Source organism: Pseudoalteromonas sp. Hal040 (genome assembly GCF_037162425.1).
In the GTDB taxonomy this organism is placed as follows: Bacteria; Pseudomonadota; Gammaproteobacteria; order Enterobacterales; family Alteromonadaceae; genus Pseudoalteromonas; species Pseudoalteromonas gelatinilytica.
Genome location: NZ_JARLUU010000001.1, coordinates 3,280,047 through 3,292,902, shown reverse-complemented (window position 1 = coordinate 3,292,902; position 12,856 = coordinate 3,280,047). Strand labels below are relative to the sequence as shown.

At 43.4% G+C, this 12,856-nt stretch carries 12 protein-coding genes and 1 pseudogene; 5 read left to right on the top strand and 8 right to left on the bottom strand.

Annotation, left to right across the window (positions count from 1 at the left end):
• Positions 1-4: 4 nt before the first annotated feature.
• Together P4S60_RS15330 and P4S60_RS15325 are read left to right on the top strand one after the other, a co-directional pair.
• Entirely contained in the window at positions 5-3,292 is a 3,288-nt protein-coding gene (locus tag P4S60_RS15330) for an efflux RND transporter permease subunit (protein WP_337116498.1), read from the top strand.
• Complete coding sequence (locus tag P4S60_RS15325) at positions 3,282-4,343, top strand: efflux RND transporter periplasmic adaptor subunit (RefSeq protein ID WP_337116497.1); 1,062 nt, start codon at positions 3,282-3,284, stop codon at positions 4,341-4,343. The genes P4S60_RS15330 and P4S60_RS15325 overlap by 11 nt, the downstream gene beginning before the upstream one ends.
• Here P4S60_RS15325 and P4S60_RS15320 read toward each other — a convergent pair.
• Genes P4S60_RS15320 through P4S60_RS15310 form a run of 3 tightly spaced genes read right to left on the bottom strand, consistent with a single transcriptional unit; the run spans position 4,336 to position 6,268 of the window.
• Positions 4,336-5,013, bottom strand: coding sequence for a nitroreductase family protein (locus P4S60_RS15320; RefSeq protein ID WP_237115280.1), 678 nt, complete (start codon positions 5,011-5,013; stop codon positions 4,336-4,338). The genes P4S60_RS15325 and P4S60_RS15320 overlap by 8 nt on opposite strands.
• Positions 5,014-5,042: 29 nt before the next feature.
• On the bottom strand, positions 5,043-5,405 hold the full coding sequence (locus P4S60_RS15315) for a DUF5329 domain-containing protein (protein WP_337116496.1): 363 nt from the start codon (positions 5,403-5,405) through the stop codon (positions 5,043-5,045).
• Positions 5,406-5,413: 8 nt separating this feature from the next.
• The gene (locus tag P4S60_RS15310; protein WP_337116495.1) at positions 5,414-6,268 is read right to left on the bottom strand and encodes an endonuclease/exonuclease/phosphatase family protein; all 855 of its coding nucleotides are present in this window, start codon (positions 6,266-6,268) and stop codon (positions 5,414-5,416) included.
• Positions 6,269-6,443: 175 nt separating this feature from the next.
• Between P4S60_RS15310 and P4S60_RS15305 the strand changes: the two genes are divergently transcribed.
• Positions 6,444-6,758: a Bor family protein gene (locus P4S60_RS15305; protein WP_054554401.1), complete on the top strand. Its 315-nt coding sequence runs from the start codon at positions 6,444-6,446 to the stop codon at positions 6,756-6,758.
• Positions 6,755-7,078 (top strand): Bor/Iss family lipoprotein, encoded by a 324-nt coding sequence (locus tag P4S60_RS15300; protein WP_337116493.1) that lies wholly within the window; start codon positions 6,755-6,757, stop codon positions 7,076-7,078. The genes P4S60_RS15305 and P4S60_RS15300 overlap by 4 nt, the downstream gene beginning before the upstream one ends.
• On the opposite strand, the gene P4S60_RS15295 is transcribed toward P4S60_RS15300, so the two are convergent.
• From P4S60_RS15295 to P4S60_RS15280, 4 genes are read right to left on the bottom strand one after another with little or no spacing between them, the layout of a single operon-like run.
• A complete protein-coding gene (locus P4S60_RS15295) occupies positions 7,079-8,317 on the bottom strand; it encodes an ABC transporter permease (RefSeq protein WP_337116492.1) in 1,239 nt (412 codons plus the stop codon). It lies immediately after the preceding gene.
• Positions 8,310-9,017, bottom strand: a complete 708-nt coding sequence (locus tag P4S60_RS15290; RefSeq protein WP_063702351.1) for an ABC transporter ATP-binding protein — start codon at positions 9,015-9,017, stop codon at positions 8,310-8,312. Before P4S60_RS15290 ends, P4S60_RS15295 begins: the two co-directional genes overlap by 8 nt.
• The gene (locus tag P4S60_RS15285; protein WP_337116491.1) at positions 9,017-10,183 is read right to left on the bottom strand and encodes an efflux RND transporter periplasmic adaptor subunit; all 1,167 of its coding nucleotides are present in this window, start codon (positions 10,181-10,183) and stop codon (positions 9,017-9,019) included. Before P4S60_RS15285 ends, P4S60_RS15290 begins: the two co-directional genes overlap by 1 nt.
• A gap of 48 nt (positions 10,184-10,231) precedes the next feature.
• Positions 10,232-10,942, bottom strand: coding sequence for a YIP1 family protein (locus P4S60_RS15280; RefSeq protein WP_337116490.1), 711 nt, complete (start codon positions 10,940-10,942; stop codon positions 10,232-10,234).
• A gap of 167 nt (positions 10,943-11,109) precedes the next feature.
• Here P4S60_RS15280 and P4S60_RS15275 point away from each other — a divergent pair.
• Positions 11,110-12,005 (top strand): annotated as a pseudogene (locus P4S60_RS15275) (aldo/keto reductase).
• A gap of 63 nt (positions 12,006-12,068) precedes the next feature.
• Here P4S60_RS15275 and P4S60_RS15270 read toward each other — a convergent pair.
• On the bottom strand, positions 12,069-12,782 hold the full coding sequence (locus tag P4S60_RS15270; protein WP_337116489.1) for a TorF family putative porin: 714 nt from the start codon (positions 12,780-12,782) through the stop codon (positions 12,069-12,071).
• Between the last annotated feature and the right edge of the window lie 74 nt (positions 12,783-12,856).

The following is a 12,856-nucleotide window of genomic DNA, read 5'->3' as shown; positions in this document are numbered from 1 at the left end:
AGCAATGAATGCTATCGATAATGCAGTAAAAAACAGCTTGAGCGGCCGCCTTCCCGTTATTATTTTTATTATGTCGGTGCTGCTTGGCTTAATGGCATTAAAGCAAACCCCCCGTGAAGAGGAACCGCAAATTGTGGTTCCGATGCTTGATATATATGTGGCAGCACCAAACGTTGAAGCGCCAGAAGTAGCTAGGCTGGTAACTGAACCATTGGAGAAGTTATTGGCGCAGTTAACGGGCGTTGAGCATATTTACTCGACCACACAAAGTAATGCTGTTGTCGTTACTCTTCGCTTCGAAGTCGGTCATGATCGTGAGCAAGCCATTCTCGACACTTACGCTAAACTCTATAGCTATCAACACACGATGGCGTCAGTGATCAGCTCATGGCAAATACGTCCGGTTGAAGTGAACGATGTGCCCATTGTGATGCTGGGCTTATTTAGTAAAGATCCAAAACTTTACGATGACTATCAACTAACTCGTTTTGCCAACGAAATCGCTAACAGTTTACAGCGCATCGAAAACACCAGCGAAGTGAAAGTGATTGCTGGTAGAACTCGTCAATTAACGATTAACCTTGATGCAAGCGCTTTAGCTGCACATCAAACAACCCTAACCGATGTGTATTATGCGCTTAGCGTATCTAATCAATTGGTGAACGTGGGCAGTGTTGTTGAAGGTAAGCAGCAAATTGCCTTACAAGTGGGTGATGTTTTACGTTCTCAATCTGCGATAGAACGGCTTGTTGTCAACGTGGTAAACGGTAAGAGTGTTTACCTAAGTGATGTCGCCGAGGTGAGTGATGGTCCAAGCGAAGCACAAAGCTATCAATGGCTGGCTCAATCAGATAACCAGCAACAACTTCCTTTAGTGACCATTAGTGTCGCTAAACAAGCTGGCACCAATGCGGTCGCTGTGGCCAACGAAGTGCACAGCATGATGGACACTTTATCGGCTAATCTATTGCCAGATGAAGTGGGCTACACTGTAATGCGTGACTATGGCCAAACCGCGAACGAAAAAGTAAATAACCTTACCTCAAGCTTAGTGTTTGCGGTATTTACCGTGGTTATTTTTGTTGGCGTATTTTTAGGTTGGCGACCAGCGATTGTGGTTGGTTTAGCGGTGCCTATTTGCTACGGCATCACCCTGACACTTGATTTTGCCTTTGGCTATACAATTAACCGAGTCACACTGTTTGCACTAATACTTTCTTTGGGGTTGTTAGTTGATGATCCAATTACTGGGATAGACAACATAAGTCGTTTTTTAACCCACAAAGGCGATAAAAAACAACGCATAGTTGATGCCATGAGCGAAATTCGTGTGGCGCTGTTTATGTCTACATTGACCATTATGGTGGCGTTTATCCCACTTGCGTTTATCACTGGCATGATGGGGCCGTACATGGCACCAATGGCATTTAATGTGCCAATTAGTGTGATGGTTTCGACCATAGTGGCATTTTTTGTTACGCCTTGGTTGGCAATGAAACTACTTAAAGCGCCAGTCGATGACAGCGTACAACTCGATGCCAATCAGCATGGCTTATATGAGCGCATATTATCACCATTACTTGAGTCTAAAGGCCGCGCCAAACTCGTTTTATGGACTACATTAGCCTTGTTTGTCGCCAGTGCCATGTTACCCGTAATGCGTGCAGTGCCTTTAAAGCTATTACCGTTTGATAATAAAAACGAGTTACAAGTTTTAATCGATATGCCAGAAGGCACAAGCCTTGAGCAAACCGCCGCTTTCACTAGACAAGTACAAACCATCACTTGGCAATTAAATGAAGTAAGTGAGGCGGCAGCCTATGTTGGTCAGCCATCAAGCATGGACTTTAATGGTATGGTGCGTGGTTATTATCGACGTGAAGCTGCTAATTTAGCTGAACTCAGAGTATTACTGCTCGATAAAACTGAGCGTGATCATCAATCTCATGGCGTGGTCATGCGCTTGCGTGCCGCATTAGCGCCACTGGCAACCGATGGCATTGTTATTAAAGTGGTTGAAGTACCACCGGGTCCGCCGGTTTTAAGTACCTTAGTGGCTGAAGTTTACAGTGAGCCATTTGTTGATACAGACACGCAATATCAAGCTGCCCTTGCTGTTGCTGCAAGGTTAAAACAAGAGCCGCATGTGGTTGAAGTTGATACCAGTATTGCTGCCAATGCGGCCTTACAGCGTTTTGTTACTGATAAAAGTAAAGCGTCATTGTCGGCGGTGTCTACGCAAGATATTGCCCAGACCTTAGCCATTGCCTCACATGGACAAAATGTTGGGGTGTTATATGTTAGCGGCGAAACAGACCCTGTCGATATAAAGTTACAACTGCCTTATCAAGATCGTAACCAATTTGCTCAATTGCTGGCATTACAAGTTCGTGGTGATAGGGAGCTTGCAAAAACCAGTGATGAATTTGGGCTACAAAGTGCACCACGTCCGCTGGTGGCGCTATCTGAGTTAGGTGAATTTCAGCATCAAGATGTTGCCAAGCCAATTATGCGTAAAGATCAGCGTAATGTTGTGTATGTAATGGCTGAGCTAAATGGCCGTACACCCGCTGAAATTATTGCTGACGTCAATGCCGACTTAGGCATTAGCGCTGACGAATTCAGCCAAACTGATTGGCAAAGTAGGCACTTTTTCAATAATGGCGGTAGCCAAGCTTGGCAATTACCTGCTGGCACTGACGTGACCTTTAGTGGTGAAGGCGAATGGCGAATTACTATTGATGTATTCAGAGATATGGGGATTGCCTTTGCGTTTGCGCTCACTGCCATTTTCATCATCTTACGCATTCAAACACACTCTGCGAGTTTGTCACTGATCATCATGTCGGCTATTCCATTAACCGTAATAGGGATCATGCCGGGCTTTTGGCTATTAAATCAATTTGGAGAGCGCAGCATTGCTGGTGCTCCAGAGCCGGTGTTATTCACTGCAACAGCCATGATTGGCATGATTGCACTTGCTGGTATTGTGGTTCGTAACTCACTTATTTTAGTTGAGTTTATTAATCAAGCTCGCGGCCAAGGTATGGCAATTAAACAGGCTTTGATTGCCGCAGGTACGGTGCGTATGCGCCCTGTGTTACTGACTGCGGGAACCACCTTATTAGGTAACTTGGTGATCACCCTAGACCCGGTATTTAGCGGTCTAGCGATCGCAATTATTTTTGGTATTGTGGCATCAACATTGTTCTCATTATTTGTTGTGCCATTGGTTTATTATTTAGTGTTTGCAAAGGATGCAGCCAAAGAGGAACAAGCTCATGCAGGGTAAATCGAAACTTATTGGTTCAATCATCGCGTTATCTGTGATCATTGTGGCGGTACTTTACATGGCGGGCAGTTTCTCTGATAAGCAAGCTGCAGGCATGAAAAACCCATCAGCAAATGATTACACTGGTCAGTTAGTGACAGTGACACTGGCAGATATTGCGCGTGATGAAGTTGTACCGGGCACCGTGATTGCAAAACAAAATACGCAAATTTCATCACGGGTTATGGCACAAGTTGAGCGTTTAAATGTACGCGCTGGCGATACTGTAAAACAAGGTGACGTGCTAATTACCTTGCAGCAAGATGACTTTAAAGCTGGGCTTGCTCAAAGCGAAGCACAAATAAATGCAATTAATGCGTCGCTGACTCAAGCAGAGAAACAACTAAAGCGTATTAACGATTTATACAAGCAAGGCTTGGTATCTGTTAGCGAATACGACGATGCAAAAGCAAGGTTCGATAATTTAACTGCGAACCTAGCGATTGCTAAACAGCAGCAAACACAAGCGCAAGTTGCACTGAGTTTTACGCAAATTAAAGCGCCGATTTCAGGTGTTGTGGTTGAGCGTTTTGCAGAGCCTGGCGATACCGCAACTCCTGGTACGCCATTACTCGCACTGTATAACCCACAACAATTGCAATTAGCATTTAATGTCAGAGAACAACAAGCAATTAAATTGAATGTTGGTCAAACTCTAACGGTCAAATTACCTGCTTTATCTACGTCAATGCCTGCCACAGTGACAGAAATTGTGCCCGTTGCTGATAGTGCTGCGCGTAGTATGGAAATCCGTTTAGAAACAGATGCCCAAACTGGGTTAATGCCTGGTCTTTATGCGCAATTACAATTACCACTCGCCACTGAAAAAGGAGTGTTGATTGAGTCAAGCTGGGTGCACCAATATGGCCAATTGAGTATGGTCTATTTACTTGAAAATAATCAGATAGTGCGTCGCTATGTGCGCCTTGGTGAAATGGTCGATGGCAAGCAGCACATCGTTTCAGGTTTAAACCCGGGTGATGTGCTGGCTGTTGATTTTAAAACTAAATAAAGGTTGCTATTTCGTCCAGTGGTTTTTTCACTAAGGCATGCTCAGGGATGGTTGCATCTGTGCCTGGGTAGCCTGCAATAAGCAGCATGTAAGGGCGCTCATTATCTTTATCGCGGCCACAAATTTCGGTTAAAAAGCTCATTGGTTTTGGTGTATGCGTGAGGGTGGCAAGGCCAGCTCTGTGTAGTGCTTGAATTAAAAAGCCGGTTGCTAGGCCAACAGATTCATGAACATAGTAATTGGTATTTTTGTCATCGGCAGAAATACCGCCTTTCTTTTGACTAAACACGGCAATTAGCCAAGGTGCATGCTCAAGGTAGGGCTTACTGGCATCGGTGCCAAGTGGTTTTAAGGCATCTAACCATTCTTCACCCGCGCGACCTTCATAAAATGAGCGCTCTAGTTTTTCAGCGGCTTCTCGAATTTGTTTTTTCACATCGCTGCTGTGTATTGCTACAAAGTGCCAAGGTTGATGATTGGCACCGCTCGGTGCAGTGCCAGCCGCTCTAATACAGGTTTCGATTATTTCTTTTGGCACTGGGCGGTCGCTAAAGCTGCGAATACTGTGGCGACGCTGACTCACGGCTAAAAACTCTTCGGCGCGTTTTAGCATCTCGTCATGAGGGTACTCAATAAAGTCATTGAGTGGCTGATTTTTGTGTTCTTGCATGGCTTTTCGCTTCTTGTGTGTTGATGATTTTAATTATGAATATGTTGGTTTCGGCGGTAATCTTTTAATTCATTGCTCAACCAATCTTTTGCATTGAGTAACGACCCATTGCTGAGTCTTACTTTATAGGGCTTACCGCTCCATGAGCTTTTACTCGCCAAATTTTCAATAAACTTTTCGGCAGTTTTTGCATAGCGGGTCGCTTTTCGATACTTCATAGCAAGGTGTTCGGCTGCATCTTGGCTTGAGTGCTCGGTGCCGTTGCGAATAAATACGGCATCGCTTTTAGCGACAAAATCAATGAGGTGATTTATCTCTTGTTCTGGGGTTGCTGCATCACTGAATTGGCTAATGCTCAATAACATTAATGCGATTAACCAATATCCTTTCATTGTTACTTTCACTGTACTTTTTGCTCTATGGTTAGGGTTGCAATTATTGGATTATGATCTGAGCTTACAAGCTCAGGCACTATAGTTGTCTCTATTTTGACACCGCGCACCCATACTTGGTCAAGTGCTAATCCAAATGCTTTGGTGCGTTTATCATCTAAATAAATCGCTTCGTGCAAACCTAGCTGAGTCAATGTCTGCTGCAATAAGGCTTGGCGCTCATCACTCCAGGTATTGAGATCACCGGCAAATACGATTGGGCCTTTATGCGTTCGCATAATAGCGGCGGCATCGTCGAGCTGTTGTTTAAAGTCACTAACACCCATCGTAAAGTTAATGGCATGCAGGTTTATACTCAGTAATAACTGTTGATTTGGCAGCGCATACTCCACAATATTGGTCGCTTTTGGACTACGTAGCCAAGGCTCTTTATGGGTGAGTGTACAATGCACTGCGGCGGGCCAGCGGCTGAGTGTCATAACCCCAGATTGCACGCCGCCGCTCTTATACCCTTTTGCAAAGCGCCAATAGGGTTTGAGTTTTGTAAGCGCAGGTTCTTCGATAGCTTCTTGCAGTAACACAATATCAGCATCGGCATTTAGGTTTTGCAAATCGGTGAGTAAGCCATCTATTTGTGCCTTGTAAATATTCCAACTCAATAACTTAAACTGATAGGGCAAAATATAATGTTCTGCGTAAGTTTGCATGCGACTTTGTGCTAACTGCTGTTGGCAATTAGCAAGGTCCTCAGCGGTTTTGGTGATACCTTGTTGCTCATCAGAGCTAGGATCGCTTGAAAAGCTATACCAAGACAGCACACTCAAACACACAAGTAATAAAAATATACGCAGATATGCCGTCATAATGATCTTTAGTTACGTTCCTTGATAGTTAGTCGTTGTAAGCCTCAGTTTAGTTCAAAGGCTAAATGTTAGAAACTGTAGTATTTTCTACAATTTCTATACGCTTTCTTACCCAAAATGAGTACTCATATTCTTATACTTACTGAGCTTAACAACTCAGACAAAGGAACTACTCATGAAACAAATGGCCTGTATGCTGCTCGCCTTATCGGTGACAGCGTGTTCATCAGTCACCATAGTGCCAGAAAAAACAACCAATAAATTAGCCACTAAAGCTGATTACCAAGATAGCCGCCCATTCTTTTTGTGGGGCCTCGTTGGTGAAGAGCGCGTTGATGTAAAGGCTATTTGCCAAGATAAAAAGGTTGCCCAAATGCAATCGCAACAAACATTCGCTGATGGCGCATTAGGACTCGTTACACTCGGAATTTATGCTCCTCACACAGTAAAAGTATGGTGTGAGCAACAAGCACAGGAGCAACAACTATGAAAAGCCTACTAGTAACAACTGTGTTAGTGGCAACCTTAAGTGGTTGCACAAATATCTACTTTGATAACGGCAATGCCGTTCAAGCAAATAAAGCACCTGCAACAGAGCAATGGCATCATAACTTTGCCGCGGCGCTTTACGAAGGTTCAAAGCCTGTCGACTTATCTGAGGAGTGCCCAGATTCAGAGTGGCAAACCATTCACACTTATAAGTCGTTCACCAATGGTCTAGCTGAAGTTGCAGTAAACCAAGTTGGGCCTATTTGGTACCCGAAAACAGTTGAAATAAGCTGTGCTCAAGTACCTTATAAGCCAGACTAGTTACTCATAACGCAGTGCATCAATTGGGTTTAAGCGTGCCGCTTTAATAGCGGGCGCTAAGCCAAACACAATACCAATCAATGAAGTAAAGCCAAATGACAGCATAATCGCCCAACCCGGTATGTAGGCATCTGGCATGCTCGGCACTGATAACGAAATCAGTGCCGCGGCACCATACCCTATCGCTAAACCAATTAAACCACCAAACAGTGATAGCACCACCGCTTCAACTAAAAATTGCAGCATTATAAAGCCTGGTGTTGCCCCTAATGCTTTTAAAGTACCAATCACACGAGTACGCTCTGTTACCGAAACCAGCATGATATTCATCACACCAATACCACCAACCACCAGGCTAATACCCACTATCCCCGCGGTAATTGCGGTAGCACTTCCGGTGAATTTATCGATATTAGCACGGGCTTTTTCAGCTGTTTCAAATTCAAAGTCGTCATCTTCACCGTCTTTCAGTTTATGTAGTTGACGTAAGATGCGGCGAATTTTACCCAGTACTTGCGCTTCGTTAGCGTCGTCTTTCAACCGAAACATCATTTGTACATTAGTATCAACACTGCCGCCTTCTAATGCACTCATGGTACTTATCGGAATATTAATGTAATCGTCTTGGTCAAAACCTAATAAGCTACCTTGTTTTTCAGCAACACCAATAATGCGAAACCACTCACCACCGAGTTTGATATATTCACCTACAGGGTTTTCAGGTAGGTTAAGCTTTTCGATAATTGAAGGGCCAATAAACGCTACTCGACGCCGTTTTTCATCATCTTCTGCGCGAATAAATCGGCCGAGTTCTGGGTAGGTGCGGTAAGCTTTTTGGTAGTCTTGTTCGGTGCCCATTACCCGTGAAGCATGACTTTTATTGCCATATTCTGCTGCACCAGAGAAACGCCAAGTAAACATCAGTGCAGTAAAAGTTTCGGCTTCTTTAACGCGTGCTTTTAGGATTAAAAAGTCGTTGTAAGTCAGCTTTGCTTGTTGCCCCACCATTTCTTTTTCCATACTTGTGTAAGGTTTTATATTGGTGACATCGGGAGACATATCAGCAAGCTGATCATTAATTTGCTTGGTAAACCCTTGCATTACTGCCACCACGGTCACAACCGCAGCAACACCAATAATAATGCCCAAGCAGGTAAGGGCACTGCGCATTGCATTGGCTTTTATTGCCATCAATGCGGCTTTTGTTCCTTCCATTACAGCGATAGCAGATCTAAACATGTTGTCTTGCTCCTTCGCCTTTGCGGGTATCACTAACAACCTTGCCATCAACTAAACGAATAACCCGTTGGCAGTGATCAGCAATATCCTGTTCGTGAGTAACCAAAATAATGGTGTGCCCTTCGTTATGAAGCTCATCAAACAGCGCCATGATCTCAGTGGTGGTTTTACTATCTAGGTTACCGGTAGGCTCATCACCAAGCAGAATATGGGGCTTAGTAACCAGTGCGCGAGCTATAGCGACACGTTGACGTTGACCACCAGAAAGTTGGCTCGAAAGGTGATTTACCTTATCGCCAAGGCCGACCCGTTGTAATGATTCGAGCGCTTGTTGTTTTCGCTCTTTGGCAGAAATAAATCGATACACCAAAGGCTGCATAACATTTTCAAGGGCGGATGCTCGTGGTAATAAATTGAAACTTTGAAAAATAAAGCCAACACTTTCATTACGCTGATGAGCAAGCTCCGTTTCGGTCATGCGCTTTACTAACTTATCTTTTAAATAGTAGTCGCCACTGGTGGGAGTATCTAAACAGCCAAGCAAGTTCATCAGGGTGGATTTACCTGAGCCGGAAGGGCCAATAATGGCAACATACTCATTTTGTGCAATTTCAATATTAATATCATCAAGAGCTTTGAAAACTTGTTCGCCCATTTTGTATTGTTTATTGATATTACTGAGTTTGATCACCGCAGACATTAGTTAGCACCTTTTTCAGGGCTGTTTTTAACGGCTACCGTATCACCCTCTTTTAGTGAGCTAAGTGGTCTAGCTGGGCCGATAACAATACGATCCCCCTGAGAAACACCACTGGTTAGCGCTTGTTCGATATCTGAAGAAATACCTACCGTAACAGCTGTTTTAGTTACTGTATTATCTGCATTAAGCTTCCAGACAAAATAGTTATCATCCTCTTTTTGAATGGCTTCGATGGGGAGTTTCAAGCCATTTTCGGCAATGCTTGTGGCGATTTCTGCGCGGCAGCTCATTCCGGCATAAAGCTGGCGGTCAGTGGCATCAAGCAGTACTTTGACTTTAAATGATAAGCCTTGTGAACCTGCTTGATTTTTTGCTGATGTGCCAATGTTTATGACTTTGCCAGTAAAAGGTTGATTTGGGTAAGCGGCAGCATAGATATCTGCATGTTGGTCTAGTTTGATACCGGCGATATCGGTTTCATCCACTCGAAGTTCGGCTAATATTGCGCTTGGATCAGCTACTAGCATCAAGTCTGAGCCAATAATGTTGGTTGTTCCCGCAATAACAGTTTCACCTTCTTTAATATTGACCGAAGCAAGTAGGCCACTCATTGGAGCGCGAAACACGCTTTTATTTAAACGGTCTTCAGCAATTAATAACGATGCTTGGGCTTGGTTGTAAGCTTCACGTTTTGCTTCAATATCTATTTTCGCTAAATCGCGGGCATTTTGTAGGTTTTCATACACTTCTTGGCCAGCAAGGCCCACTTCATATAGCTCTTTCTGGCGGCTTAGCTGGCGTTCGATATTTTTGAGTCGGGTTTCGCTGTGCTTAATATCAATTTCGGTCGCGCGAAGCACGGCTTTGTTGCGTGCAACTTCAGATTCAAACGCTGTAGTATCTAGACGCATAAGAATATCGCCCTCAGTGACACTTTCGCCTTCTTCAACAAACACTTTCGCTACACGGCCAGTCACTTCAGAGCGCAGCTGCACTTGGGTGTTAAAGACGAGGTTGCCAGAGGCTAAAATTGAATCGGCAATATTGCCTTGTTCAACTTCTGCAATATGCATTTCTGGTGCATCTTTATTGCCGGTGACTTGTTTTGAAATCAGTAAAGCGACAAATGCTGTAACAGCGAGGCCAATAATAATGGCTTTTTTCATGTTACTTCCTTGGTAGTTAAGAGCGGCATATCGCCGCTCAAAGCAGAATTAAACGAGCGCGATTACAGTCCAAATACCGTAAATAACAATACTTGGTAGGGCAGCAAACAGTAGCGCTTTATTGAAAGTGAAATTAGTCCAACTCTTCAAACCGATAGCTGCGATGAAAATGCCCCAAATAGAAAAGATATTCAGACTTTCAAGTAAGGTGTAAAATGGGTGGCCAATTTCTAAGCCAATTAAAAGTTGATTAATTGAAGCATAGTTAAATAATGATTGTGATATTTGGTCAGTACTTGCAGTTAATACTAAGATGAGTAAACCAAGACTTGAGATAATCATTGGCATCATAGTCCACACACCAAAGCCGTACCAAGTGCCATAACCATAGTTAGCTTCTGGGTCTTGCTTCGATACAAATAGGTAATAGCCTGCCATCAGGGCATTGATAACAGCTAGACCAATAATGCTACCAAACATTGCAAACCAAACTTGCAAATCAATGGTTTGCTCCATGCTTTGGCGAATCATTTTTTGTTCTGCAATAGTGGCATCTACACTGGCAACAGCGACTTGTTGATCGATTAAATATTGCGGGTCAGCTTTATTGTAAAAAGCAAACATGCTGGCAGCGAGAATGCCGGCAAGTAAAATAAAGGCAACAAAAGACCAGCCTTTTGCTTCTTTTAAGCCATTAAAAGCTTTGCTCGGGCTGATAAAAATATCAACCAAAGCAGTCATGACATTTGATGATTTCATTTTTTATTCCTTGTTTTATAACATTTGTTTTTAGGTACTAAAATATCCTGTTTAGTAACAAATTAGCAATTTGTTTTGTAACTGTATGTTAACAGCTGTGATTAGTAAATCTGTGATATGGTTTAAGGATTAATTTGAGTCGAATTTATTAGGAATAGTAGGTCGTTATGGTGAATAGCAAAGGTCGTTGTATTGATGAGTTGGTATTAGGATTCTGGCGCTTGTTAGATTGGCAGGTAACGCCACAGCAATGCTTAAGTTTTTAGAAAATGCAATTGAAATGGGTGTGTCACATACCGATCACGCTGACATTTACGGTGAATACGGCTGTGAAGCCGAATTTGGTAAATCACTTAAACTAAAACCAAGTATTCGTGATGAAATCAAAATAATCACTAAGTGTGGTATCAAGCCTGCATTTGCAAGCTTAGGTTTACAAGGCAAAGCAAACCATTATGATTCAAGTGCCGCGCATATTATTGCCTCAGCACAGCAGTCACTTAAAAACTTCAATACTGATCGTTTAGATGTATTACTTATCCATCGCCCTGATTACTTAATGAATGCCGATGAAATGGCAGAAGCATTCAATACCCTAAAAGCAAATGGTGATGTGATTGATTTTGGTGTGTCTAACTTTACCCCATCGCAACTTAGCCTGTTGCAGTCGCGTTTAGACTTTGAGCTTGTGACCAATCAAATTGAGTTTTCACCTTACGAGATGAAAGCCCTTGATGATGGCAGCTTAGACCAATGCCAATTACTTGATATTAAACCTATGCTTTGGTCGCCATTAGCTGGAGGTCGTTTATTCTCAAGTGATGATGAAAAAGCGGTACGTTTACGTGCAGTGTTAGAGCAGGTTGGTGCTGAAATTGGCGCCACAGCCATTGATCAAGTTGTTTATGCTTGGCTGTTAATGCACCCAAGTGCACCGTCTGTGGTACTCGGTACGGGTAATATTGAGCGTGTTAAATCAGCGGTTGACGCTAAGCTGCTTACAATGAACCGTGAACAATGGTATCGCATTTGGCAAGGCTCAACTGGTCATAGTGTGCCTTAACGATTAGTCTAAAACGAGAAAAGGGCCTTACGGCCCTTCGTGTTGCAGCAAGTAACACATTCTTTATAAAGTGAAGTCAACCGCGTAAGCGACGTACACTTTTACATCTGAACCATCAATGTCGTTGTCTGAAAGACCGAAAGTAAAGCCGTCTTTCGACACTGAAACGCCGTAGTCGATGATGTCATCATCACCAATGAAATCCCCTGAGTAATGACCTAAATGAAGGGCCATTTCTGCACCGGTACTGCCAACTGGGAAGCTGTAGTCAGCATTTAAATAAAGTGAATCACCAAAATCTGTACCGTCACCGCTTGCTGCTGATGTTGCTAGTATTGCTGCACCAAAGGTGAAGCTACCCATGCTAATGCTACCGTAGATTTCTGAGAAGTCTGCATCTGTGTAAGATGCTGCATCTGGGTATGCATAATAAATGTAGCCAACATCGTAGCTAAAGGTTTCATTGATTTCACCGCCAAAACCAGCATAAAGGTCTAGCTCGTAAGTCATGTCGTCAGCCCAGCTAGCATTCGACACCCAAGTACCTGCATAAAAGCCAGATTCACTTGCGTAGTCGATACCACCCTGGATTGCAGCATCACCGCCGCCTTGCTCTTGACCACGCCATAAGTAGTTTGAAGTTGCCGCGGCGTTTGCTGTGACTTCTGCATAGCTATATGTTGAGCTCAAAGTTAATAGCGCAAGGGCGCTTGCTGCGACCGTTTTTTTAGTTTTAGCATGTTTCTGTATCCTGTTGTTATGTTGATTTTGTCCCATTTCAGATTGCAGTCTGGTTATTATTTGAGGACATTTTCTATGTGTTGTCTGGATACGATATTGCACTGGTTGTG

What these genes read in the sequence shown, in the direction of transcription:
- P4S60_RS15330 (WP_337116498.1), top strand. Translation starts at nt 5, where the DNA reads ATGAATGCTATCGATAATGCAGTAAAAAACAGCTTGAGCGGCCGCCTT.
- P4S60_RS15325 (WP_337116497.1), top strand. Translation starts at nt 3,282, where the DNA reads ATGCAGGGTAAATCGAAACTTATTGGTTCAATCATCGCGTTATCTGTG.
- P4S60_RS15320 (WP_237115280.1), bottom strand. Translation starts at nt 5,013, where the DNA reads ATGCAAGAACACAAAAATCAGCCACTCAATGACTTTATTGAGTACCCT.
- P4S60_RS15315 (WP_337116496.1), bottom strand. Translation starts at nt 5,405, where the DNA reads ATGAAAGGATATTGGTTAATCGCATTAATGTTATTGAGCATTAGCCAA.
- P4S60_RS15310 (WP_337116495.1), bottom strand. Translation starts at nt 6,268, where the DNA reads ATGACGGCATATCTGCGTATATTTTTATTACTTGTGTGTTTGAGTGTG.
- P4S60_RS15305 (WP_054554401.1), top strand. Translation starts at nt 6,444, where the DNA reads ATGAAACAAATGGCCTGTATGCTGCTCGCCTTATCGGTGACAGCGTGT.
- P4S60_RS15300 (WP_337116493.1), top strand. Translation starts at nt 6,755, where the DNA reads ATGAAAAGCCTACTAGTAACAACTGTGTTAGTGGCAACCTTAAGTGGT.
- P4S60_RS15295 (WP_337116492.1), bottom strand. Translation starts at nt 8,317, where the DNA reads ATGTTTAGATCTGCTATCGCTGTAATGGAAGGAACAAAAGCCGCATTG.
- P4S60_RS15290 (WP_063702351.1), bottom strand. Translation starts at nt 9,017, where the DNA reads ATGTCTGCGGTGATCAAACTCAGTAATATCAATAAACAATACAAAATG.
- P4S60_RS15285 (WP_337116491.1), bottom strand. Translation starts at nt 10,183, where the DNA reads ATGAAAAAAGCCATTATTATTGGCCTCGCTGTTACAGCATTTGTCGCT.
- P4S60_RS15280 (WP_337116490.1), bottom strand. Translation starts at nt 10,942, where the DNA reads ATGAAATCATCAAATGTCATGACTGCTTTGGTTGATATTTTTATCAGC.
- P4S60_RS15270 (WP_337116489.1), bottom strand. Translation starts at nt 12,782, where the DNA reads ATGGGACAAAATCAACATAACAACAGGATACAGAAACATGCTAAAACT.